Origin of the sequence: Haloplanus sp. CK5-1 (genome assembly GCF_037201915.1) — an archaeon.
Taxonomy (GTDB): domain Archaea; phylum Halobacteriota; class Halobacteria; order Halobacteriales; family Haloferacaceae; genus Haloplanus; species Haloplanus salilacus.
Window position 1 is genome coordinate 2,997,976 of record NZ_CP147505.1, and the last position, 23,982, is coordinate 3,021,957.

The window sequence follows — 23,982 nt, forward strand, 5'->3', positions numbered from 1 at the left end:
ATCGCCCCCGTTTCTTCACGCATTTATATCCGGAGGGGGAGATGTAGGTATGAGCGAGCCACGCGTGCTGTTGCTCGGCGCACCGGGAGCGGGCAAAGGAACGCAGAGCAAGCGCCTCGCGGAGGAGTTCGGTATCGAACACGTCACGACGGGCGACGCGCTCCGGTCGAACAAGGACATGGACATCGGGCACATGGACACCGAGTACGACACGCCACGGGCCTACATGGAGGCCGGCGACCTCGTCCCCGACGCGGTCGTCAACGAGATCGTCAAGACGGCCCTGCAGTCCGCCGACGGCTACGTCCTCGACGGCTACCCCCGAAACCTCGATCAGGCCGAGTACCTCTCGGAGATCACCGACCTCGACGCCGTCGTCTTCCTCGACGTGAGTCAGGGGGAACTCGTGGATCGGCTCACCGGACGGCGGGTGTGTGACGACTGCGGGGCCAACTACCACGTCGAGTTCAACCCCCCCGAGACCGAGGGCGTCTGTGACGACTGCGGCGGCGAGTTGATCCAACGCGACGACGACACCGAGGACACCGTCCGCGACCGTCTCGAGGTGTACGAGGAGAACACCGAACCGGTCGTCGACCACTACCGCGAGGCGGGCGTCCTCGTCGAAGTCGACGGCGAAGGGACCCCGGACGAGGTGTTCGAGGCGATCAGCGACGTCGTCGACGACGCGGCGAACTAGCGACGGGGGCGAAGCTATATTTCGATGGGCCGACGAGCGACGAGCGTGCGATCGACCACCCACCGGCGGCTGTGTGGCGTTCTCGGTGGCCTCCTCGTAGCGCTGGTCGTCGGCGTCGTCGCGGCCGTCGGGATCGCCCCACTTCGAGCGCCGGTCGTGGCCACACAGGTCTCGCTACTCGGGCTCTCGGGAGCGTTCGACCTCCTCGCTGCCGTCGAGACGCCGATCACCGAACGGGTCGCGTGGTACCGGCTGAGCGGGGTAGCGAACGTCGCACTCGGCCTCGCGCTCCCGGTCGGCCTCCTCGGCTGGACGGGCACGGGAACCGGCGGGACCGTGCTCCTCGTGGTCACGGCCGTCGGCGGCCTCGCGCTCGTCGGCGTCGGGGTCGACCTCGCTCTGTTCGCCGGCGAACACGTCTACCAGCGGCCGCTCGAAGAGTAAAAGGTTCATAACCGGCGGGTGGTTACCCCTCCTCAATGGCACGGATCGAGCAGAAGGTGCGAGACCTCGTCGCGGCCGACGCCGAGATGGAAGGGGTCATCCAGACGGTGCTGGACCGGGCAGAAGACGGCGAGGTCAAGTGGGTCGACGTCCGCGACGACTTATCGAGCGGGCAGTGGGGCCGCCTCATCGAGAAGGGTGTCCTGATCGACGGCGACGCCGGGTTCCGTCTGGCCGACGCCGAGGCGACCCGCGACGCGCTCGACACCGAGAGTGGAGCGGTGGCCGACATCGACACCGGCACCGACTCCGACGACGAGAGTTCGTGGTCGATGTGGGACAAGGGCGCGGCGGTGTTCAGCATCGCCCTCTTCGCCGGCTACTCGTGGGCGCCGATGCGCAACGTCATCGGATCGGCGATGAACGTCGTCCTCGGCCCCCTCGAATCGACGCTTCCCTTCTACGCCGTCGTCATGATCCTCGCCGTCGTGACGGGGCTGTACTCGACGATCCTGCAGGCGAACCTGATGGATTCGGAGAAGATGGGGGAGTACCAAGAGCAGATGAAGAAGATCCAGGAGAAACGCAAGGAGGCGAAGGAGCGCGGCGACGACGAGGCCCTGGAACGAATCCAGGACGAACAGATGGACGCCATGGGCGACCAGTTGGGCATGTTCAAAGAGCAGTTCCGGCCCATGGTGTGGATCATGTTCCTCACCATCCCCGTCTTCCTGTGGATGTACTGGGGCGTCGGCATCAGAGGGGCGGACGCGGTGTTCGACCTCCAACCCCTGATCTTGCCGCTCGTCGGCGAGCGAGCGTGGACCGACGGCGTCGTCGGCCCCATCCAGGTGTGGATCGTCTGGTACTTCCTCTGCTCGATGGGGTTCACACAGATCATCCGCAAGGGGTTGAACATCGACATCAGCCCGACCGGAACGTAGCGCGAAGTGAACACGCTCTTTTAGGCGGCCACCCTGAGTGTCGGTATGCTACTCACCGTATCCGGACCGGCGGGCAGTGGGAAGAGCACCACTGCCGCCGGCCTCGCGGAGACGCTCGATCTGGAGCACATAAGCGGCGGGGACATCTTCCGCAACCTCGCCGACGAACGGGGGTACACGCCGGTCGAGTTCAACGAACTCGCCGAGGAAGACGACCGAATCGACCGCGACCTCGACCGCCGCCTGTACGAAATCGCACGGGATCGGGACGGGATTGTCCTCGAATCCCGGCTCGCCGGCTGGCTGGCCGGCGACACCGCCGACTTCCGCCTCTGGCTCGACGCCCCGCGGGACGTGCGCGCGGCCCGGATCGCCGACCGCGAAGGGAAACGAGTCGAGCGCGCCCGCGAGGAGACCGGTCGACGCGAGCGGAGCGAGCGGAAACGCTACGCCGACTACTACGGGATCGACATCGACGACCTCTCGTTCTACGACCTCGTCGTGAACACCGCGCGGTGGACCGCCGCCGACGTTCTCGCCCTGCTCACGAACGCCGTCGAACGGTACGACGCCGCCGCCGACGAGGGACGCTATCCCGTCGATACCGTCGCCGAATTCGACGTCTGAGATGCGTCTGCGTGCTCCACCGGGCGACCGCGACCTGACTGCTCGCCTCGAGTTCGGCGTCGTCAACCTCGACAAGCCGCCCGGCCCCTCGGCCCACCAGGTCGCCGGCTGGGTCCGCGACCTCGCCGGCGTCGACCGGGCCGCCCACGCCGGCACGCTCGACCCGAAGGTGACGGGTTGTCTCCCGATCATGCTCGGGGACGCGACCCGCCTCGCACCCGTCTTCCTCGAAGGCCGCAAGGAGTACGTGGCCGTCCTCGAACTCCACGACCGGCGGCCGGCCGACCTCGACGACGTGCTCGCCGAGTTCGAGGGCGAGATCTACCAGAAACCGCCCCGGAAGAGCGCCGTCTCCCGCCGGCTCCGAACCCGGACAATACACGCCATCGACATCCTCGAAACACGGGACCGACAGGTCCTCCTCCGGATCGAGTGTGCGAGTGGCACCTACGTCCGAAAGCTCTGTCACGACCTGGGCCTCGCGCTCGGGACCGGTGCACACATGGGCCACCTCCGGCGGACGGCCACCGATCCCTTCGACGACCGCGACCTCGTGACGCTGCACGACCTCGCCGACGCCCTCGCCGTCGCCGAGGAGGGCAACGAGGGACCGATCCGCGAGGTCGTCGCCCCCGCCGAGCGCGTGCTTGGCGACCTGCCGGCGGTCACGGTCGCCCCGAGCGCCGCCGAACAGGTGGCGACCGGCGCACCCGTCTACGCGCCCGGCGTCCTCAACGCCGACGAGAGCGACCCCGACGCGCTGGTCGCCTGCTACACGCCCGACGGATCGGCGGTGTGTCTCGGCCGGCGCGTCGGCGACCCCGACGCCGACGAGGGACTCGTCGTCGACCTCGAACGCGTGCTGGTGTAAAGCGACACGCTTAACCCGGATACGGACTTCGCTGAAAGCGCGGGACCGTGGGGTAGTGGTATCCTCTGCGCATGGGGTGCGTTGGACCCGTGTTCGAATCACGGCGGTCCCATTCCCCGTTCTGCCGGATCTACACACTCGACAGTTCAGCCGCCAGCTACACAAATTTCTTGTTCAGACACTCGAATAAATCCAAGGGTTTATACGCCTATTCGATGGCGGCGCCAAAGCCGACTGGGCATAAAAGAGCAAGACGAGTATCGGTATCCAATTTGCGGGGCATGGTGTATCGAAGCGTTCGACAGTAGCGACGAGTACAGCTATCTCCCCGACTGTTCGCAACAGCCCGGTCATCTCGATCGCGATGCAAGGAGCATCAAGGGAATATCGGCATGACGTCCACTCTCTCTCTCAAGGAGTGGGCGCGGATTCTCGACGGTGATGAACCTCCAGCCCTGGAAGTAGCGCAACGGCTCGCCGATGCCCGTGACCGAAGTGTCGGCACCGCACAGGATGCTGTATATACCGCCTTGGAGCGCGGTAAACTCGTTGAGGAAGGCGAGGGTTTCGGCGGCGTTCGACTCGTGGAGGATTCCGAGTCGGAGGAACCATCGAATTCGACGAGTAGGAACTCGGATAATCCGGAGCCACGAGAGCAAAATCCCATCTCCGAGACAGAGGAAAACTCGCAGCGCGCCAGTGTGTCGCGTTATCGGAGTGTGTACCTCGACGCAGTCGAGGAAACCGGGCGAGAGTCGTGGGAATTCGTCGAGGAGGGTGCCATTCAGACAGCGCTCGATCGTATCGGATTCGCGGAGCTAGTTGATAACGGCGACCTCTTTCAGATCCGCGGATGGCGGTTCGTCGACGTGTCCGACGACGGTGAGGATCCGCGGCGGCGATGGTATTACCCGAGCGGTGACGAGCCGCGCCCCGAGGAGTTCCGGCGGTTCCATCAGGCACTTACCGCCGAAGCCCCAGACGGGTATGAACCGCATTATTTCAAGGTCCAGCCGGCGGGGAAAGCGCCCGCGCGGTGCGGCAGCTGGAAAACCGATGAGGCGCGTCTCACGATTGATGAGGCGATCGAATGGCTCCGCAATGGTGGGAACGTGGGCGTCGCCGGGCGACCGGACGACCCGCTGATTAACGTCGACATCGACGACGACGAAGCAACCACTCCGGCGGATGTCCCGACGTCGCTCCGCGCGCGGTCGCGATCGCGGACCGGGTGGCATACTTGGTATTTCGACCACGGCGACGAGGTCCCGAATATCCCGACTGACGAGTACGGCGAGGTTCGGACCGACTGGCAATACGTCGTCGCGCCGGGGTCGTTCGTCGCGTCGATGGGCGAGGAGATACCCGACGCCGCCGACGACCCCGGATACTACACGGTCGAAGACGACACCGACGTCACCGAAATAGAGTACGGCGACCTTCCTGAGGTGTTCCGTGAGGCCGCCGAGAGCGTCGTGGAGGAGGATGAGGATGCCGAGAGCGTCGACGCGTGGGACGGCGACAGCGCCGCCGCGGAGAGTAGCGATGGGCGGAGCGCTGTGTTCGATATTGAGGCGGCCGACCTCGTCCAGGCGACCGACGCCGGCGAGCGATTCACCTCAATCTTCCACGACAGCGATACGGGCGCGAATATGTCCGTTTCAGGCGATAAGCTCCATTGTTGGCGCCACGGTGTCGCTCACGGGGGACTCCAAGCGCTCGCGACGCTGTCAAGCGAGGCGTCGTACGGCTGCCGGGAACTCGGGGCGGCTCACAAAAACAGCGGCGCGGGATCGAATAAGCTCAAAGGCGATTGGCGTCTTGTATGGGCAGCGTGGTACGAGGCGAAACGACGCGGCGCCGTCCCATCGGATGACCCCGTACCGTACCGGGCGCTCCGCGGCATCGCCGTCCGCGATGGAGTCGTCGACGAGAGCGACCTCGTTGACCGCGACGGCGAGACGGGGGATATCGTCTCTGACTCCGACGATGATGACAGCGAGACGTACCGAGCGCTTCCCAGCGGAACGTACGATGAGGTTCTCGACCATATCGAGGATACGTACGGTGTCGATCCCGGCCGCGACTCACTCAACTCCGGGCGACCAGACTCCGAAAGCGACCCCGAGATCCAGAAAGGGATTGATGTGACGTTCGCCACCGAAGTCGCGTGGCGGGCCGCTGGTGCGGTCACTCCCGATGAACTTAGCGGCGACCTGCAGGTGCCGACCACCGACGACGGCACCAGTTGGGAGTGCCCGCGGTGTGGCGGCGAAATCGGTGTCGTGCGGGCAGCTGCCCTCGATATGAGCATCGCCAGCGGATGTTGCCCCGATCTCACCGACGAGACGTACCACAACGCCTACCAGCACACCCGTCGGTCGCTCGATGCCCCGCTCCCGGAGTACGTGGACCACCGGATGGCGACCGAACGCTGGGACGTGGTTCGCGGTGCCCTGCAGCAACTCGACTTCTGGCATCTTGACGCGGACAGCTTCAACAGCGAGGTGACCGGGCGCGGCGACGACATCGACGGCGACGCTGAACTGACGCTTGACCCCGCGTGGCGCGACTCTGAGGGTGGTGAATCCGTCCTCGTCTTCCCCTCGGGTACTGTCTACGAAGCCCACCCCGATCATGAGGGCGTCCTCAGCGTCCTGCGGTTCGTTGCCCTTGATTCGGGTGCCATCTCGTGGGACGAGTTTACCGACGACGAGTACCTGCTCTCGGGCGACACCTTCCGGCACGTTTACGAGATTGCCCGGATGTACGGAGCACCGCTCCCTCGCTGGCAGGGAACCGACGCTTATCACACCGCTGTCCTGCCACCAGCGGACGAACTCGTCAACGAGGATATCGGGCACGACGAACGCCTGCAGGCCGCACGTGACGGGGTTGCCGACCTCTATGCAGAGGCTGCCGAGACCGACGAGGCCTCGCTACTCCGCGTCTTGCCGGCACTGGGCAAGACTCGACAAGTGTTCGCGCAGGCCGACGAGTATCCTGCACTCTACACTGCCGATCGCAAGGAACTGATGGCTGAGGCCGTGGAACGGGCGAACAAATTCGGTGTCTCCTCGTACATCCTTCCAGTGTTCGCGGAGAACGGCCCGCCGTCGGAGGTAACCGAAGCGGCGGCCGCCGCCGTTCGGGAGAATGGCCAGCACCTGCTCGGTCAGATGTGGCAACTCAGAGATCTCGTCGAAAAGCGTCTTGACAAGATCGATGCGGAACTTCCCGACCCCAGCGAGTGCGACACCACCGACGAGGACGAGGTACAACTTAACCGGGAGAGCTGCCCGGTCGCGAACGGTAAGCACGGACTCGGGTGGTGGCTCACTGTTCACGCCGCTCGTGAACGAGGCTTCCGCCCACAGCAGATCCACGAGAACGCGCCGGCGCTGTTCGGTCGCTATCTCCCGTGTACCTGCAGCGACGACGAGGACGTTGAGGACGGGGGGGTCACCTGTCCGTACACCGAAGGATGGGAGACTGCGACTGATCCCGAGGCTCCTATCGATGTCCTCGTCGGTCACTACACTTACGCAAACGTCGAGGGGGCTCGCACCTACTCGGTGAAGGAGAACGACCAGGTGCGAAAGGAGCCTCGTGTCGTTGCGCTTGATGAATTCGCCGGTGACGCCTTCCAGCGTGACTTCGGAGACGAGTACCCCGACCACGCCGCGTGGCTCGGCGGCGCTCTTCGCGAGGACGTCGACGACTGCGAGGACGTCTTCCGGAAAGCCGATGACATCTGGCACGACGAGGTTGTCCGCAAGTGGCTCGACGGCGACAGCATCAGCGACGAACACGCGGAGATCTCTGGCGTCCTCGGCGCGGCAGACGACGCTCTGGACGCTACCGAAACCGCCGAGTGGCTTCTCAAAAATCGACGAGGCGCCTGCAGCGATCTTGGCGTTGAGGACGCTCTCGGTCGCCTCACGAGCCTGCACCCTGAATGGGACACCGACGTCGTGACGACCGTCACAGCGGATCTCACAGTCGCTGTTACCGACGAGGACAACCGAGGCGGGCACACCAGCGTCCTGAACCACATCGACGAGCTGGTCGACCGACTCCGTGGAACCCAACTGAGCGACGGGAGCATCAAAGCCGCACTCAACACCGCCCTTGATAACGCCCCGCACGTCGACGGGGCGCTCGGCAGCCTCGTTAAGGATGCCGTCACGGGCTACCGCCAGCGCGATGACAGCGCTCGCGGACGGCTTAATGCCGCGCGGGCGGCCCTACAGGGCGGCCGTGAAGGGTGCGAGACGCTCGCTATGCACGCCGAGGACGGCTACGCCCATCCACTGGCCTACGCGCTACTGTACGGCCTGCTGGCCCCCAGCGACGACGAGAACGTTGCGACCGTCCGCGCGGAGAGCTTCACCTTCGGCCGAGATGAGGGGACGACCCTCAACTCGGTGGACTACCGGAAGAGCAGCATCCTCGTCGACCGCAACCAGAACGGTGCCGTCGTGAATCACCCGCCGGGGTTCACCGCTGGCGGCAGTGAAAATCCGGTTGTTGCTCTTGACGCGACCGGACGCTCAAGCCTTTGGGAGCTGATTCTCGGTCGCGAGGTGACCACCCGTGACATCCACGACTCGATGCGCGAGCGACGAGAGTTCCTCAGAGAGGTCTACGGCCTACAGATCGTCCAGACGAGCCAGAACGCATACTCCTACGAGGGCAACCCGAGCGGAAAGAACCTCGATGACGATATCGAACTCGTGGACAAGGTCGGCCGCCAGTACGCCGGTGTCATCGGCCAGAAGCCTGCCGTAATCACCACGAACGACGTCGAAAATCATCTTGAGGACCGCCTGAGCGATGTTGCTTCAGCCACCGAACACTACGGGAACCTAAAAGGATCGAACGCGCTGGCCGATTCCCGGCTGGCCGTTTTGCTTGGGTGCCAGCACTTCGGCGACAAGTTCGTTGAGCGGTGGGCCGCACTTGCCGGCGGGGAAGTCCACCGGACGGGCCGGGGGTCGACGCTCAATTACAACTCCCCGATCGGAAACGAACTGCTCCGGCATATGCAGGAGGATCAGGTGATGCAGGCCGCGCTCCGGTTCGGCCGCGACTCTGGCGGCGCTCTCGTCTTCGCACATACTGCGGCCCTTCGCCCCGATCTCCCGGTCGTCGCGGAGGGCATGGTCATCGAGACGTTCTCGAAAGGCGCACAGGCGACCAGCGACGCACTCTCCCAGCTTACTAATCGTCGGAAGCTTACCGTGGCCGACGTCGCTGACGCGCTTGACGACCCGCCAGAGCGGCGCACAGTGCGACGACACCTCAACCGCTTCACTGATGCCGGGTTCCTCAAGAAGGACGCGACGCCGAACGGCTACGCGAACGAGTTCTCGGTGGTCAAGGAACCGCGGCCTGCACGGATTGAACTACCCGACTGCGACACCCGTGCCGCCGAGGACGACCCCGGACGAGACGCACAGGGTGTTTACTATACGTGGTCTGTCCGGGTTCATCCGAACGACCCACAGGGTGGTGAGCGTCGCGAGGTGAACGAGGCGCAACTACCAGCACCTGGTGGGGCTGCTGGGACCGAGGTGGCCCCGGTGCCGCCGGACTGACGGTCGCGACCTCCATCCTGCTTGCCCCGGTCACCAGCTACGCGTTTCGCCGAGATTCATCCATTACAGGATTCGATCCTCTGTTTAGCTATCGATATTACGTGAAACTGTCAGAAACGGTGTGCAAGATACAGAGTCTGACGGCACCGTAGAAAGGGTAGTCGATAAGTGACTAGAATCCATTGGATAACTCTGCTCTAACTTTGATCTATAATTTTCATAGGTTATTTACATCAGCGTCCCGTTAAATCAATAAACTGGTTGATAACGTGTTTAAAGAAAATAACGAGTATCAACAGGAAAAGCTATTTTCGCCTGTAAAGAACCTTTCTACCAGTATTGAAGAGAAATTACAAAATCACTGGTCAACTCATTTTCATCAACATATATTTACTCAGATAGATGAAACAAAGTTCGAGCGGCTATACCACGACGGGTATAGCCGTCCGAACAAGCCCGTCAATGAGCTTGTCTCACTGGAGATTATCAAACACCTGCTTGGTCTCTCTGACGAAGAACTTGAATACGCCTATATCTTCGATTTTCGCGTCAGAAACGCACTTGGGAAAGAAACACTCGGCGACAACATCTGCCAAAAGACGTTCACCAATTTCCGCCGGCGGTTGATGGAACACGAAGAAGAGACTGGTCAGGATCTGTTACACGAGGTTTTCGAAGATCATCGCAACTATTTCCAAGAAGAGTTTGAGATCGATGCCAGTACGCAGCGGATGGATTCAACGTTTATCGAGGCGAACATCAAGCAACTCTCCCGTGTTGATCTCTTCGCCAAAGTTCTCCACAACTTCCTGTGCGATCTCCCTGAGGAGATCGTACAGGAGTTGCCCGCTGGTATCGACGAGTTCGCAGACACCGATAACTTGGAACTGTCCTACCAGCTTGAACCAGGCGAGATTCCAGCAACCATCGCTAGTTGTCCACTCTGGCTCAAGAGACCAGTTGCTGACACGTAGTGATCAGAATGACGCGACTGAATCAGTCGCCTGATTCAGCCGCCGTCCGGATGGATGCGTGATGAGGCTACCAAAACTCAAACGCATCCTCACAGATCCGGACGAGTACATTTCGAACAGCCAGTTGAAGTCTCTTAGCATGGAGTTGCTTGAGCTGATACCGATGGAAGGAATCGAGGGCTCTGGCCTCGATTCCGAGGAGATCATGGAAGTCGTCTTACGAGCTGCTGTTGACACAACCTCAGTCAACGGCGTCACAACGAATACTGAGGACACGCCAAACCGCGAGCCAGTGATGGACTGGTTGCACACCCTGGAGAAAGAGCCGATGCTCGATGCTGTCAACGATATCCTCGCACTGGTGGCAATGACGGTTCTCGACCGCGGCGGGTCGAGAACCATCTGTCTGGACTTCATGGACAATCCGTTCCACGGTCATCCAGACGACGAGGACGAGTTCAGGAGAATGGAAGCACGGGACGGAACCACGAAGTGTCACCGGTACTGTACTGCGTTCGTCATCGCGCAGGGAAAGCCACTAACACTGGCAGTTGAACCAGTTGATGGCGAGGACAGCAAGGCCGACGCGGTCGAGCGCGTGCTCGCCCGCGTCGAGACATATCCATTCGAGACCGACCAGATCCTCATGGACAGAGACGCCTTCGTCGGGGAGTTAATCGGTGTTCTTCGGGAGACAGCACCGCCAGTCTTTCCGGTCATAACCCGGAAAGACTCGCTCCGGGAGAAACTTGCTGTCACTGCTTCGCATATGACAGAAGAGACGGTCTGTGAAGACAAAGAGTACGAACAGACGTATCCGCTGGCAGTGAACGTCACCTACCAGAACGGTGATCGTGGAAAATCAGGGCTCAAACAAACGGGCTACGCGGCGTACGGTCTGGAAGACCGCACGCCGCAGCAAGTGGCGCAGGTCTACAACCATCGGTCACGGATCGAGAAGAGCTATGAGAAGTTCCGCGAAGCGCGTGCTTTGACAACGACGCCATCGACGATAATTCGGCTCTTCTACGTGGGTGTCGGGTTCCTGTTGGAGCAGTTGTGGCTCGTGTTGCAATGGGCAGTGCTCGCCCGGCCACGGCGTGGCGGGCGAGCACTCCCGACAGATTTCACGTTCAGTGATGGGTTTCTCCACGGGATCGAGCAGGTGTTAGACGATGAGCTCGGCTGGAAGCAAAAGCATCGGACAAACAGTGAAGGGTTACCACCAGGATACGAGCACGGACTCGGCTGAGCCGCCTCGCTTCGGCTGAAGCGAGGCTGGCGAACAGCGACAGCTATCTTTTGACGGTCGTCGAAATAACTGCCACAGCGGACAACAGCCAAGTATTTGATATTTTTCTAACTCGGTGCAGCGTCAGGAGTGGAATTCGTCTCGTTTCGGCCTTCTTATCGTGTTAAACCGGACTCTTGCCACCGGCGCTATCGATAGAGTGGACAACTAGCGACCATGGAAACACTCGCTGAGCATACCGCGTGGCTTGTTGATCGGTTCGAAGATGACGATGAATACGCCGAGTTGGAGAGCTTTGCTCATCTTCAGCAGGTTCTCGACGAACAGTGTTATCGCATTGCTGAACTCGAAGATGACGATGATGAGGACGATTCTGCTGACCAACGCCAGCCCGGTGACGACTCGTCACCGGACTGGCAACCACTCCGAACGTACACCTCTCCCGAAGAGAGTACCAACACTGAACAAAATGAAGAAAACACAGGCTCATCCGGAGAAAACGCCGATGACCAGTCCGATCACGTCGGGCTGAAAGAGCCCGACGAGATCGACAGTGGCACGATGCAAAACCCTCACGATGAGGACGCAACCTACCGCTCGAAGAACGGTGAGGACTATCACGGATACAAGGCGAATGTAGCGGAGACGTGCAATGGTGAGAATCCATTCCGACTCATCACTGCGGTTCGGGTCGATACCAACAACACGGACGACGGCGACCTCCTTGACGAGGACGTAACGACCCTCTCAACTGAGACTGGGTTACGTGACCTGCTCGTGGATGGCGGGTACACGCACAAGGAAGTAGAGAAGCGCTGCCGTGATCAGGAGATCACGCAGCACTTCTCTGGAATCGTCGGTCAACGGCCTGGAGCGGAAAAGATGTCGCTGGCTGCGCCGGAGTGGGACGGGACGAGAATGGTTGCGTGTCCTGCCGGACACGAACCATTCGACCAGAACCACTACGAAACCGGTCGTATTTCTGGAAAGATGGAGAAGGAGTTCTGTGACGAGTGTCCGCACAGAGAGAGCTGTTTCGTCAAGGAACAACAGAAACACTATAGCTACGGTTTCAGAGAACGGCGGGTAGAAATTGCGCAGCGACGCAAGCGGTTAGATGACCCGGCTGAACAGGAGTTTCTGAAGTTACGTGCCGGCGCTGAGTCGTTGATCAACGAGATGTATCACAAAGACGGGGAGAAAACGAAGTTCGCAGGAAAAATCAAGGTGAAAAACGGGTCAATAGCGAAAGCTATCGGGAGAAACCTGAAGCGAGCCTCCGGATTCTTGGAATCGGAGGCGAAGCAAGAGAAATCGGCGGGATAGTCGGGCAGACAATTCTGTTTGTCGCTGTCAGCTAGATCTTCTGTGGTGACGGCTCGCTTCCGGTGAGATATTCACTGGTGATTGGGGCGGGGTGTTCCCGGCGGAACACCCCTTTCTACGGTGCCCTCAGAGTCTGTATGCAGCAGGAGAATATTGTTCGTTTCATGGCTTGAACGGTAAAACAGCCGGTAGGTAGGCCTGCTTACACGGTCGCGTTAACTTTGGCGTGAGTTGTGCCGGACGGCGAGGGCTTTGAGCCACGATTCTGCTGTCTGCGGTTCGACATGGCTGAAACTAGTTGCAAATGAGGAGGTTCGTCGTTCTATCTCCCAAAAGACACGTTCGATGGCATTCCGATTCCCGTGTGAAATCATCTGGAATCGGTACCCGTCTTCGTCGAGGACGTTCACCAAGTAATCGGCGTCATCGACGAGAAATTCGACGCCATCTAGCCGATATTGCCGATGAAGCTCGGTCAGAAACCATCGCATCGTCTGTTTCGTCGTCGCTGGAAACAGCCTGAAATGGAGGATTTCGTTCGTTTGGGGATCGACGGCACCGTACAGCCAGTAGTCGTCACCGTTGATGCGGATCACTTTCTCGTCGACCGCAAGCTGATCCGCACTCACCGTCGAAACCGGCTGTAGATCGGCCTTGTGCACCCAGTTGTGAACCGCGACGTGACTACGTTTGACTCCCAACTCGTCGAGAAACTGACTTGCATCTCTCGTTGACATACCGGCGAGATGACACCGGATGCCCACTTGAATCGCCCACTCGGGAGTCCGCTTTCGCTCCACAAACGACAAGTCGATCCACTCGATACATCCGTTGAGGCGGTCGAATTCTGGCATAGACACTCGGAACTCGTCCGCCTCATCCTCTAACTTAACGCGACCGCTTACACACCACACACTCTCAAGTGCGTGGTTACGGGAAATAGTGCCATGTCAAACGAATCTGCGTGTCGCTACACACTAGTCACAAATCTACACAAGCCGAGTATTGATGCCGGAGAGACTATTACGTGTGATCTATTTATTATTGGGTCAGGTGCGGTTCAGCGTTCACAGATATTCGTTGGACACTCAAACCCAAATTTGGTTGATGAAAACATCGGATATGTCAAAACGTCGCTTATTATCGATGAAAATGACGAAATCGTGTACGGCGACGCAGCGCTCGATCATGCCCGTGATCATACAGATAACTTGAGTGAGGCAGGTGGGCACTATTCATTCGACAACAGGTACTTCGAGACGATCGACTATGACCTCGATGAGATTGAAGACCTTGATTTTGGGGTTTCTTTTCTCGAAACCCGACATGACACCCACGTCCCTCTGCAATTTCAACTTCCGACGTCTGAGAACGCCAAACCGGGTGACTATACCATCCCATTTGTACTCACATACGAATCCGAAGAAAGCGTGCTGCGACAGACAAAAGAGCCAATTAGCATACACATTAACGATGCACGTGAGCAATGGGAACCGTGGCCAACTTACGCGAGAATTGCGATCGCCGTCATTGGGACGGTTTCGCTTATGTTGACTGCTGTCTCTGTAGCACTCACTGCTGGATTGCTATAGAGATGACGCACCAGTAACGCTCAATCGATTTGTTCTTTCGATTCGTACCACTGCCTGAGAAGATGGTCTTCAAGGTTGAACAGCAATTGAACAATAGGGCTTTCCAGATTCAACCGATAGTGCTGACTGCCCGCACTCTTATGACCATGTTTGATAATACCGTACTCAATAAAGCTCTCGCGATGATTGTACACCGCTCCGCGACTAACACCCGCGATACGGGCCCAGTCTGAAACATTAAGCTGTTGTTCCGGTTCGCTTAGGAACGCAGCCAGTAATTTCGGTTCCGGATGGTCCCCAAAGACCCAGGTCAGAGGCGTTCCTTCGGCATATGGGTCTTCGATATCTGCCGTAATATCGGAGTCTACGGGTGGGTCGCGGGTCGCCGTTACGGGTTCATCCTCATGTTCGTATTTGTATTTCAGAAGCGTCGCTTCCAATTCGATTAGGAGTTCTGTCGTCTTCGTGTCTGACAATTGGTATAGCTTGATATCAGTTTGGCCGACTTGTCCCATCTCCTCAAGGATCCCGTGATCCAATAGGTTACTCAAGTGATCGTAGACGTTGTTTCTGATCACGCCCGCTTGGCGTGCAAGGTCAGATTTGTTGAGTGGCCGGTCGTGTTCGCTCAGAATCGCCGCGACGAGTTTGACTTCGGGGTGGTTCCCCAAGACCCACGTCAGTGGCGTATCGTCAGCATAGGAGTCATCTTCATCTCGCGGTTCTTTCGTGTCGGTCTGGTCTCCGACACCCGATTCGTGGTGGTTCTGGTCTGGGTGAGACATGGTGGCTTCGAAAGCGTCCGTCCGGTTCCACATGGATGGCGCCCGTATGAGGGCACCAAAACTAGCCACCAATATAATGGTTTCCCTCCATACAGAGGTGGGCTTTGGAGATACACACCCCTGCAACAATCACCGATTTAACTACTATATTAGGGCCATTATGATATAACTGAGAATACAAGTATGTCTCACGTTCCCACGGATCTCATTGATGATTCTGACGACCATCGGTTTGCGGAGAAGCTCATTCGCAAACTCGGCAATAATTGTTGCGACCCAGATAATCCTGTCTCAGTCCGTACGCTGATGACCTGGTTACGGGATAATGTGAGTCGGCGAGCGGTGAAGCGTATATTGGGGCAATTAATCGCTGATGAACGGACGCCTGTTGAAGGGGACGTGGAGGAGGAAGTCTACCTATCGATAGACTATTTCCACAATCCTGGATCGTCGTCGTACGGCAATTAGTACGGACTGTCGATCCACGTAGTGTCAGCTCCTCTCTCCTCTGCAAATTCAAGGGCTTCCTCAAACGACGTCAGCCGGATATTCTTTCGGTGGCTGCCGCCGTACGCTTCAAGGGGGACAGTTGGATGGGTGACCATCTGATCGATGACGTCTTTCACCTGACCTTCCTGATGGCTCGGGAACCAATTTGCGACGGTGCTTCGCTGCTTTTTGTGGGAGCCGACCACTTTCTTTCGTAGCAGCTTCTTCATCACTTTCGCTGCCATCCGGGCAGTCTCCTCGTCATCAAAGGGGTCGAGAGTGATGGCAGTCATCCGTTGCACCTTGTGTGTATCGCTAACAAACGACAGTATAATAAAGCTTGTGCTGAGAGAATACACTGATGGATTTTGAAGATACGTTAGCGTATTCCACTGCAACAGACTTTTGTAATATCGGGGCGTATTGGGGGTACGGGCAGTAAAAATCCGCTATGGGAGTCGTGCGAGCGAATGCGTAGTAGCATTCGCAAGACCACCCAACTGCAAACCATGATACACACGCTATCCCTCCGGAAAACGATTGCGAACCTCTGCCAGGTCAGTGTCAGTGATGAGTTTACCAGGTTCATCCGATCGAAGGCACCGACTGGGTTGGTCACGGACTATTTCGTCGAGACATGTTCGGACGTGATCACTCTGCGGGACAAGTTCACAGACAACCTAGCCTCGATCCCAGTTACAGATGGCGGAAAGGACGTCCATGTCAGTGACCCCTATGCTGACGGGACGCCCCTCACATGGGTGTTCGGCAACACTCCGGAGACGAAGGTTGTCGCTGCGTTCCTTAGTGAGCCCGATACAGCACTGGATACCACCGACATTGCGCGCCTGGCAGGTGTCAATAGAACCGTTGCCGAGAAGCAGGCAAAGCAGCTTGACAAATATGGTCTCGTCTCTTGCCACGGGGGTAATGAGACGGAATTGGTCTATCAGTTGGACATCCAAGATGAAAACGTAGTCCGTCTCCACAAGATGGAGGACAGCTTCCTGAAACGCGAATACAACCAGGGAGGGTAAAATGTACTGCTTTCACCACTGAGGCGGTCGAAGTATTGTTACTTTGTGAGCGGTACCCGCCACCGAGTAACAGCCCGACTGGAGCCTCCGTGATAGCTCATTGCAACGAAAGTAAACGGATCCCGTAAGGAGGATTGTAGAATATTATTCGCAACTATGAACAGCTGTCGGTGCCGGTCTGGGAAGTATTGTAGATCTCGGAACCGACCTTGATAGTGCTCTGTCGCGGGCGGTGGTCGGTTGGTGGATATTTCTCCAATGCCCGACGTCGACAGTAGTGGAAGGTCAAGTAGCTGTACTTACCGACTCAATTAGCTCACGTTGGATGCCGAACCGATGACCGACTCGCGCTGTGTATTCAGCATGGTCGTCAGCAACTCTCAACACTCCGCAATATCGGTAGATGGGGCAGCGTGGCCTCGATCCCCGAAAGATGGACACTGGCAGAGATGACGAGCGGCCTCTGCTCAGGACCACTCTGGATCTTCGGCGAGCACATCAGGCACATGCCCCAACTCCCGGTGAGCACGCTCGCGTAAAGTCTCGGCCAGTTCTTGGTTGAACTGTCGACCGCGTCGACCGTGGTGCACTTCTCGATGGCAGTTTGGACAGAGAGCGATCACCGCGTCAGGATGGTCGGGGCCGCCATCGCCGAGCCGAAAGACGTGGTGAACCTCCAGGTACTCACCGCCAGAGGCGGTGACAAACGGCGCCTCGTCGCCACATCCTTGACAGACACCATCGGCCCACTCAAGTGCATAGTTTCGAACCGCCTGTGAGGTGGCGTAACTCGGGCCGCCGCTGGTCGTCTGAGCCGGGCTTTCGTCTGCGGCATTCTCTGCGGCCACCCTTATTGATCTGCCGGAAACTGTCTCTTTTTCACCGTCAGAACCGTCGCTGAGCTTTCGGAGGCGGAAGCGGATTTCATCCCGAAGCTTCCCATCAGCGCCAGCTCGCTCCTCGAAGTGGTGGTCGACGTACTCGTACTCCCCGAGGTATACGACAAACGTGTCGTCGACGGATGACTCCTCAAAGAGATGGACCTCGTTTCCATCCTCTGCGTGGTCCCGGAGGCCCGCGTTTGCCCGACCGTTCGTCGTCGACCTATCAAAGGTCTGGTTACCGGTTCGACCCTGTCCAGAGTATACGAACTCCGTCTCAGAGACGAACTCGTCTTTGTAGCCGTGCTCCTCGCCGCTGTCTCCAGTGAAGACGAAAACGCAGGGTACCTGAGCGGAGACGGATATCCCACACTGTGGATTACCACCAAACTGGTCGTGGATACGCTTCCGTTTGATCCGCTGCCCGACGTGGAAGGGGACATTCGACATGCAACCTATAATACTCAATCACCCACTTCTTTCTTGTCGGCAAAGACGGCCAATTATGGCAGCAGACTGGAATTTCTCTGACGCGCCAGCGATCCTCATCGATACGTCTACGCCTGTCCAGAGGCAGGACACCTACAGAGTAAGTGAACCGCCCTCTTCGGCAAACAGGTTAGCACGATTCCAGTGCTGAATACAGAGGGTGTATTCAGGAGGACTGTAATCGCTTGTGTACAGCCCTCCATTTGTGTCCACTAATTCGACCGAACTCAACATCAACTTGCTTAGTGATTTCATGGACTAATTCATCACGTTCTACCGGCTCGATTCTATGCTCATCCGGTAACCGAGATTCAAATACAACAAAGTCGGTTTCATAGTAGATTACTTCGAGTCCGTGATGGATTTTTAACTCTATCTGTTCATTATCCTCCAATAAATTTAAGAAATCATCTGCTTCCGCTTCAGTTAGTAGCTTTTGATCAGATGTAGTTGTACTATCGTTCCAATACTCTATATGGCCATTCAAGCTGGCGAGACACACCGAACACAGTATCTCTATAGCTAATCGCCTATCGCCCTCAACAACGACATCACATCCAGGTGGCTGTACAGATCCTCCAACAAGGTAGCATGCGTGTGCTCCTCCTATTTTGTCCCCGCAAATATCACACTCATAACGTTCCTGCCGCTGTAGCCGATCTGGAATGATCTCACGATTCATATTCTATGCTCACATAGACCGTTCTTAAACGTCTATGCCCCAACCCCGTTTTTGCGAGATACGCGCTATGTATTCAACACGAGACGGAGAATATCAACGCATTTCGATAGGAGGCTGAGCGACATGCAGGCCGCTGTAGTAACTGGACATATCTCCCTCAAGTATCGAAGCGGACCTGTCCAATAACAGGCATTTCTAAACAGACTGTCGAAAAACGCCGTTGTTTATATACCCATACTCCCTGTCGAAATCCACAACATGATGGACTGTCCAGAGTGCGGCCATCGGATGCCGATACACGTCCGAAACAACGGTGAGGATGGCGAGGATATGCACCGTTGTGGGATGTGCCGCGACGAATACCCTGAATCCGAGTGGCGGGCGTGACGGTCGCTTACTACGTTTGTGTTTCGACGGCCGAGTAAAGCCTGGACTGGCTGCTGCGATCTATCGCTGATTACGCCACCGATAGCCTCGGTACCGTCATCATGACCACCGGCACCCACCGGGAGGACTACCGAACTGGGAAGGCATATTTTGCCGCCAACCCGAAAGCGCGGTCCTGTGAATCTATTTCTATCCGATGGGAAAGCCTGCCGGCGTAGTCACAGAGAACAGGCTCGAAAAAATATCGGTGGTTATCCGTCAGAAGGAGTCCAGTCAGGCTTGGTATTCCTGTGTATCCCGGCATGCGTCGGATCTGGAGGTGATCGGGTCTGTCAAGATCGCTTGTCCAAGTTAGATCGGACGTGGCAGAGGGTTTGATCCGATAGTCCAAAAGCGGGAGACTGCGGCGCTCTATTAGCAGGCGACACCGTATAATAAGCTCTGGACCGAGTCGTCTAATGGCCTTTCTCCTTCCGAACTGTTCAGTACAATCTATTCTGGTCCTCGGTCCCGCCAACATCAAAGCTACGTCCGTCAGTTAACCTTCTACCGTTGATGACGAAGTTTTTGACGGATAGGTCGGTATGTTCCTAATATCGACGGAGAGGAGTGCTAATTTTCAACTCGAAATCAGGAGACGATTTTGATTTCGGGGTCTGACTGGATCACGATGCAATTCCCCGACAGCGTCACGCCAATAGCGCTTCTTCGTCCGTTGATTGGGTGAGCTAACACGGGAAGGCTTGGCTCGGATTATCTAACGCCGACGTCCCGAAATCACAGCAAAATCCAGAAATTAACGATCAAACTTTGATCAGGTGGTCGTAGATACGCTCGGTGGTCTGGATCGAGCGATGTCGAAGGCGGTTTCGGACATCGTACAGCGTGTTTTCGTCCTCGGTGTTCATCATTCGATAGGCGACACTGTGCCGCAGGGCGTGTGGCGTCACGTCCCCAGCATCTCCCCTAGAGCCATCGACGCGGTAGGGACGGACGCCCGCCATCTCCGCGACCTTGTGTAGCATATTCCGAACTCCCTGGGTACTGATCCGGTCGGACGATCGGCCCGGGAACAACGCAGGCGATTCTTTCCACCTGCTGTTCAGGTACGACGAGACGAGTCGAGTAACGTCCGCGGACAGTTCCATCGTCACTGGACCGGGGCTGTTGTCGTTCGGATAGTCCTTCTGGATGTGGCCGGGGAGATAGAGCTCACTGTTCCCCTCTCGTAACATCTCGACATCGACGTCGACGAGTTCACCCACGCGGAGGCCAGTGTCGTAAGTGAGTGCGATGATCGTCTCGTTTCGCTGCTGGAGATAGGGAGCCCCACCCTCGTAACATGCCGTACGTAGCGCGTCGACTTGGTCGGGAGTTAGCCACACCTTTGCTCGAACTTTGGAGTTTGCATTTTCGGGCATTCGAGGACAGTCCTATTATAAACGATACAGGGTCTAATCACTTCGAACTTTGGACTCCACAAGTAGACTCCCAAGTTCGGCACAACCGCAACTCGGCTGGTTTCAATCCCGATCTTGACAGAATGTTGAATGCTCGATACCAGCGATTCAGAGTACGTCAATCATATGAGTGGGTTGGGATGAACCTATTCAGTTGCATATCCACGGTTGCTCTGAGGGTGCTGTTTATAAGTATCTGAACATTTTGATTCCGGATACGGATTTCGAAGGTTGTTGAATCTCTAAAATTCAGCAAAAATATCGCCTGAATAGACTTTTAATGACCGGCCTGTTTGAACACGGTAATGAGCGACTCTTCGGATGACGATTACTCCCTTGAGCAGGCGAAGGAAGATATCGGGATCCTCCGGCGTGTCGAGAGTGAGACTGTCGAGGCAATCAGGAATACCGAAGAGGAAGCAGTTATCGAATATCTCATCAAGGAACAACAGCTGGACATCGCCCACGAAGGGAAACGCGGACTGGGGAATGTTAGACGTGCTGTCCTCGAATCAAATGCTGCATCCGACGAACTCAAGCGACTAGTGAGTCTTCGGGGCGATGAAACCCCAAAGGACATCTTGGTGCCACGGGAGGTCAAGCGCAACGCACAGGTCGCTCTCGAAGCTGGGAAGCCAGTCGTCCTATACGGCCCGACAGGTACTGGGAAGACAACCTTCGCGAAGCAACTTGCGCGTGAAACCTGCATCGGCTATACACTCAACACCGCTACTCCGTCCTGGACCCCTTCAGACATTATTGGGGGGATCAGTCCAGACTACTCTGGCGATTCATTGAGTTATCGTACGAAACTCGGCTGTGTATCGGAGGCTGTACAGCGTGCTCGCCGATTCGACGGCGAGTACGGGGTCATCCTCGACGAGATTACCCGCGCAGACATTTCGAAAATATTCGGGCCGCTCTACACAGCTATTGAAAACCCCCATCAAACGATCTTCGAGACTGACGATGGTGAAACCATCGAGCTCGACGAACGGGTGAATATCATCTGCACGATGAACATGTCCGATAGGACGGTAAACGAGCTCGACAACGCTATTACTCGCCGCTTTGCGATGATCGAGCTCGACGAATACGAGGAAGACAAACGCCGCCAGCTGTTCAAAGACTGGATCAACACCCACATTAGTGGCAATTCGGATCTCGACGAAAGCGAGATTCTCAGGCTCTTCGAACGCGACTATCAGGGGATCAATCACGGCAATGAGTCGACATCCCAAGGGTCAATTATGCGCTTCGGTCCGATGCATTACCGGGATATCGCCATCTTCCTCGGTGTTGGCTGTCGCGAGGGTGGCGCATACGAGCACGACCAGACCGAAGCGGTCGGCCAAGCATTCCAGACTTATATCGTCCCACGTCTGCTGAACTCGGCAGCATTCCCGCAGGTCGAACGTATAGCCGAGCACTATCGAGCACTGAACGGTGAGTTCGATGAATTCGACCTTTCGCCCGCTGCTGAACTTGCAGAACGAGAACTTGAGCAAGAGCGCCGCCAGATGGGATCCTACGAGTAATGAGTACCGTCGACGAAGTGTATGAATTCGGGCAAGACACCTTCAACGTCCCCGAGCGGGGAGAAATCCGGATAGAGGGGTGTCCGTCCAGCATCGCGGACCAGCTTCGTCGCGCATCATTCACACAGGAAAGCCCCGACGTCTTCACGAAGAGTCAGGAATCCCTTGGTTCCGACCAGGAGTATGACGTCGTCACGGTAACTGTCGACGGCGAGAACGACGAGACTCTACACGTTGAGGCGACCGACATCATCGGCGTCGTGAGCTTGACCCCATCTTCGAAAATCCAGGTCGACCCCAAAATCGAGTGGGAGTATATTTTCGATATGCTCCTTGCGATCTACGACCAGAACCGCTCGATCGAGTATCACGGAATCCCGCTTCAGGATTTCCTCTCGGACGATATCGACCTTGACGACGTTTTCGTCGTACTGGCAATCAACTATCTCGACGGCTTGGAGGAAATCGAACGACATGGATTCATCCGTGACCTCGTCATTCGTCGTGTCAATAGCCTGAATGGCCGGGGTGAAATCGATGTCGAGCAGACGCTCCTGAACCACGCACGCGGAAACCTCAAACCCCACTGGATCCGCAACGAAATCGAACATAACAACGCTGCGAACTCGTTGCTCCACTATGCAGGAAAGACCCTCCTCCGACTGTTTCAGCAGAAATCGTCCGAGCGCGATCACCCGGCCTATGACCGTATCTTCTCGGAAGTACACCGAGAAGTCGAACGCTTGGAGGATATGGGAGTCAACAGCAGTCTGGACCGGATGGACGAGTATCGTCGAATTTCGCTGGGGGATCTCCCGAAGCAGCGCCGGTACTACCAGAAAGCGTTCGACGTCTCGAAGGCCATTATGTCGTCGTCGCTTGGACAGCAGCTTCGGGAAGGACCCCGTGAGTTGGTGGTTGACTACGTCCTCAACATGGAATCGTTGTTCGAGCAGTACTCGCAGGTCGTCATCGAGCGCAAGCTCGATTACGTGAAGTCCTATGACCATCTCGGTGAGTTGGACGACGTAACGCCCGTTCGGTCGCCGTCAGTCAATCCCTTCGAAGACGAAAACGAGATCTATCATCAGCCGGATCACGCCCTCCAAGAGGCTGAGGAGACTATCGCAATCCTCGACTCGAAATACTACGCTGAGGGCCACGATCCAGTCAAGGAGTCGCCGTCTCGATCCCGGCTGTTCAGTTATGCCTACTTACTCCACGCTGACCATCTGGGCTTTCTCTGTCCCCTGCTGCCGCCGCGACGACGACGTGTTGTCCAAACCGGGGCAGAGCTTCAAATCATCTCGCCAGATGGGGAGTTCACGCTCGATGGGTACGACGATGCCGTCCACGAATACCTGCACGATGTCCTCGTGGGCGACTACCCAGAACTTGAAGCGTTCCGCGCCGTGACGCAGAACCGACTCTGTCTGGACGGCGCTGACGAGGATGATCTCTGCGAAGCGAAGTCGATGAGTGGTCCGTTCGCGTTCAAGGATGCACGAGATTTCTCGCTCCGTGTTGTCAAGGCCGCAGCTGACGAGCACTCGTGGGATGTCCGAAATCGGTACGATCTTGAACAGGACGGTGACTGGACGCGCGAACAGATTGAAACCCGGTGTGGCCGCCGGTACGAGCATGCAACAACCTGTATTCCCGTGTTCTGTCGAGATGATGGCCAAGAGTGGATCGACCTGTACTTCTTCCAGAACGGTACTGGCCAGGTCGAAAAAGAGGGTCCTCTGAAACTGCTTTAGATAATAATGTACCGAACACCGTATCAGTGGACGACGGATCGAGGACTCACTCACATCCTCTACGACAATCATCAACCCCCAAGCGGGGGGTTCGGGTGGACGAGCCTCTGCGAGGAGTGGCAACTCCCCATCGAAGGCGAACAC

19 protein-coding genes and 1 tRNA gene are annotated in these 23,982 nt (G+C 57.4%); 14 read left to right on the forward strand and 6 right to left on the reverse strand.

Translation table 11 applies throughout. The annotated features are described in order from the left end of the window. The first annotated feature begins 49 nt into the window (after positions 1-49). The 10 genes from NBT81_RS15935 (at position 50) to NBT81_RS15980 (ending at position 12,738) form a co-directional block, all read left to right on the forward strand. Complete coding sequence (locus tag NBT81_RS15935) at positions 50-700, forward strand: adenylate kinase (protein ID WP_338739845.1); 651 nt, start codon at positions 50-52, stop codon at positions 698-700. 45 nt (positions 701-745) lie between these two features. Then, positions 746-1,144: a hypothetical protein gene (locus NBT81_RS15940; protein ID WP_338739846.1), complete on the forward strand. Its 399-nt coding sequence runs from the start codon at positions 746-748 to the stop codon at positions 1,142-1,144. A 35-nt stretch (positions 1,145-1,179) separates the two neighbouring features. Next, positions 1,180-2,088, forward strand: a complete 909-nt coding sequence (locus NBT81_RS15945; RefSeq protein ID WP_338739847.1) for a DUF106 domain-containing protein — start codon at positions 1,180-1,182, stop codon at positions 2,086-2,088. Positions 2,089-2,133: 45 nt separating this feature from the next. Next, on the forward strand, positions 2,134-2,715 hold the full coding sequence (cmk, locus tag NBT81_RS15950; RefSeq protein ID WP_338739848.1) for a (d)CMP kinase: 582 nt from the start codon (positions 2,134-2,136) through the stop codon (positions 2,713-2,715). 1 nt (position 2,716) lies between these two features. Continuing rightward, complete coding sequence (locus NBT81_RS15955) at positions 2,717-3,586, forward strand: RNA-guided pseudouridylation complex pseudouridine synthase subunit Cbf5 (protein ID WP_338739850.1); 870 nt, start codon at positions 2,717-2,719, stop codon at positions 3,584-3,586. A 41-nt stretch (positions 3,587-3,627) separates the two neighbouring features. Beyond that, positions 3,628-3,698 (forward strand) — tRNA-Pro (locus NBT81_RS15960). A gap of 280 nt (positions 3,699-3,978) precedes the next feature. Further along, positions 3,979-9,186, forward strand: coding sequence for a bifunctional DNA primase/polymerase (locus NBT81_RS15965; protein WP_338739852.1), 5,208 nt, complete (start codon positions 3,979-3,981; stop codon positions 9,184-9,186). 269 nt (positions 9,187-9,455) lie between these two features. Beyond that, positions 9,456-10,160 carry a transposase gene (locus NBT81_RS15970; RefSeq protein WP_338739854.1) on the forward strand — a complete coding sequence of 235 codons (705 nt, stop codon included), beginning with the start codon at positions 9,456-9,458 and terminating at the stop codon, positions 10,158-10,160. Between the two features lie 61 nt (positions 10,161-10,221). Further along, entirely contained in the window at positions 10,222-11,412 is a 1,191-nt protein-coding gene (locus tag NBT81_RS15975) for an ISH3 family transposase (RefSeq protein WP_338737857.1), read from the forward strand. A gap of 216 nt (positions 11,413-11,628) precedes the next feature. Next, positions 11,629-12,738, forward strand: coding sequence for a transposase (locus tag NBT81_RS15980; RefSeq protein WP_338739856.1), 1,110 nt, complete (start codon positions 11,629-11,631; stop codon positions 12,736-12,738). Between the two features lie 215 nt (positions 12,739-12,953). Here NBT81_RS15980 and NBT81_RS15985 read toward each other — a convergent pair whose 3' ends face one another. Beyond that, the gene (locus NBT81_RS15985; RefSeq protein WP_338739857.1) at positions 12,954-13,592 is read right to left on the reverse strand and encodes an IS6 family transposase; all 639 of its coding nucleotides are present in this window, start codon (positions 13,590-13,592) and stop codon (positions 12,954-12,956) included. A gap of 93 nt (positions 13,593-13,685) precedes the next feature. Here NBT81_RS15985 and NBT81_RS15990 point away from each other — a divergent pair, with 93 nt between their 5' ends. Next, positions 13,686-14,330 (forward strand): hypothetical protein, encoded by a 645-nt coding sequence (locus NBT81_RS15990; protein WP_338739859.1) that lies wholly within the window; start codon positions 13,686-13,688, stop codon positions 14,328-14,330. A gap of 20 nt (positions 14,331-14,350) precedes the next feature. On the opposite strand, the gene NBT81_RS15995 is transcribed toward NBT81_RS15990, so the two are convergent. Beyond that, the gene (locus NBT81_RS15995; RefSeq protein ID WP_338739861.1) at positions 14,351-15,115 is read right to left on the reverse strand and encodes a helix-turn-helix domain-containing protein; all 765 of its coding nucleotides are present in this window, start codon (positions 15,113-15,115) and stop codon (positions 14,351-14,353) included. 464 nt (positions 15,116-15,579) lie between these two features. Beyond that, positions 15,580-15,897: a hypothetical protein gene (locus tag NBT81_RS16000; protein WP_338739863.1), complete on the reverse strand. Its 318-nt coding sequence runs from the start codon at positions 15,895-15,897 to the stop codon at positions 15,580-15,582. 216 nt (positions 15,898-16,113) lie between these two features. Here NBT81_RS16000 and NBT81_RS16005 point away from each other — a divergent pair, with 216 nt between their 5' ends. Beyond that, positions 16,114-16,641: a hypothetical protein gene (locus NBT81_RS16005; protein WP_338739865.1), complete on the forward strand. Its 528-nt coding sequence runs from the start codon at positions 16,114-16,116 to the stop codon at positions 16,639-16,641. 467 nt (positions 16,642-17,108) lie between these two features. Here the strand turns inward: NBT81_RS16005 and NBT81_RS16010 are convergent, their stop codons facing one another. From NBT81_RS16010 to NBT81_RS16020, 3 genes are all read right to left on the reverse strand, one after another. Continuing rightward, positions 17,109-17,972, reverse strand: coding sequence for an HNH endonuclease (locus NBT81_RS16010; RefSeq protein ID WP_338739867.1), 864 nt, complete (start codon positions 17,970-17,972; stop codon positions 17,109-17,111). A gap of 205 nt (positions 17,973-18,177) precedes the next feature. Next, entirely contained in the window at positions 18,178-18,693 is a 516-nt protein-coding gene (locus NBT81_RS16015) for a hypothetical protein (protein ID WP_338739868.1), read from the reverse strand. 1,190 nt (positions 18,694-19,883) lie between these two features. Next, positions 19,884-20,501 carry a site-specific integrase gene (locus tag NBT81_RS16020; RefSeq protein WP_338739870.1) on the reverse strand — a complete coding sequence of 206 codons (618 nt, stop codon included), beginning with the start codon at positions 20,499-20,501 and terminating at the stop codon, positions 19,884-19,886. A 344-nt stretch (positions 20,502-20,845) separates the two neighbouring features. Here NBT81_RS16020 and NBT81_RS16025 point away from each other — a divergent pair, with 344 nt between their 5' ends. Together NBT81_RS16025 and NBT81_RS16030 are read left to right on the forward strand one after the other, a co-directional pair. Continuing rightward, positions 20,846-22,078 (forward strand): AAA family ATPase, encoded by a 1,233-nt coding sequence (locus tag NBT81_RS16025; protein ID WP_338739871.1) that lies wholly within the window; start codon positions 20,846-20,848, stop codon positions 22,076-22,078. Beyond that, positions 22,078-23,838: a 5-methylcytosine restriction system specificity protein McrC gene (locus NBT81_RS16030; RefSeq protein WP_338739872.1), complete on the forward strand. Its 1,761-nt coding sequence runs from the start codon at positions 22,078-22,080 to the stop codon at positions 23,836-23,838. The genes NBT81_RS16025 and NBT81_RS16030 overlap by 1 nt, the downstream gene beginning before the upstream one ends. Positions 23,839-23,982: the final 144 nt, after the last annotated feature.

Coding starts and splice junctions, on each gene's coding strand:
- NBT81_RS15935 (WP_338739845.1), top strand. CDS start 50: ATGAGCGAGCCACGCGTGCTGTTGCTCGGCGCACCGGGAGCGGGCAAA.
- NBT81_RS15945 (WP_338739847.1), top strand. CDS start 1,180: ATGGCACGGATCGAGCAGAAGGTGCGAGACCTCGTCGCGGCCGACGCC.
- cmk (WP_338739848.1), top strand. CDS start 2,134: ATGCTACTCACCGTATCCGGACCGGCGGGCAGTGGGAAGAGCACCACT.
- NBT81_RS15955 (WP_338739850.1), top strand. CDS start 2,717: ATGCGTCTGCGTGCTCCACCGGGCGACCGCGACCTGACTGCTCGCCTC.
- NBT81_RS15965 (WP_338739852.1), top strand. CDS start 3,979: ATGACGTCCACTCTCTCTCTCAAGGAGTGGGCGCGGATTCTCGACGGT.
- NBT81_RS15975 (WP_338737857.1), top strand. CDS start 10,222: ATGAGGCTACCAAAACTCAAACGCATCCTCACAGATCCGGACGAGTAC.
- NBT81_RS15980 (WP_338739856.1), top strand. CDS start 11,629: ATGGAAACACTCGCTGAGCATACCGCGTGGCTTGTTGATCGGTTCGAA.
- NBT81_RS15985 (WP_338739857.1), bottom strand. CDS start 13,592: ATGCCAGAATTCGACCGCCTCAACGGATGTATCGAGTGGATCGACTTG.
- NBT81_RS15990 (WP_338739859.1), top strand. CDS start 13,686: ATGTCAAACGAATCTGCGTGTCGCTACACACTAGTCACAAATCTACAC.
- NBT81_RS15995 (WP_338739861.1), bottom strand. CDS start 15,115: ATGTCTCACCCAGACCAGAACCACCACGAATCGGGTGTCGGAGACCAG.
- NBT81_RS16000 (WP_338739863.1), bottom strand. CDS start 15,897: ATGACTGCCATCACTCTCGACCCCTTTGATGACGAGGAGACTGCCCGG.
- NBT81_RS16005 (WP_338739865.1), top strand. CDS start 16,114: ATGATACACACGCTATCCCTCCGGAAAACGATTGCGAACCTCTGCCAG.
- NBT81_RS16010 (WP_338739867.1), bottom strand. CDS start 17,972: ATGTCGAATGTCCCCTTCCACGTCGGGCAGCGGATCAAACGGAAGCGT.
- NBT81_RS16015 (WP_338739868.1), bottom strand. CDS start 18,693: ATGAATCGTGAGATCATTCCAGATCGGCTACAGCGGCAGGAACGTTAT.
- NBT81_RS16020 (WP_338739870.1), bottom strand. CDS start 20,501: ATGCCCGAAAATGCAAACTCCAAAGTTCGAGCAAAGGTGTGGCTAACT.
- NBT81_RS16025 (WP_338739871.1), top strand. CDS start 20,846: ATGAGCGACTCTTCGGATGACGATTACTCCCTTGAGCAGGCGAAGGAA.
- NBT81_RS16030 (WP_338739872.1), top strand. CDS start 22,078: ATGAGTACCGTCGACGAAGTGTATGAATTCGGGCAAGACACCTTCAAC.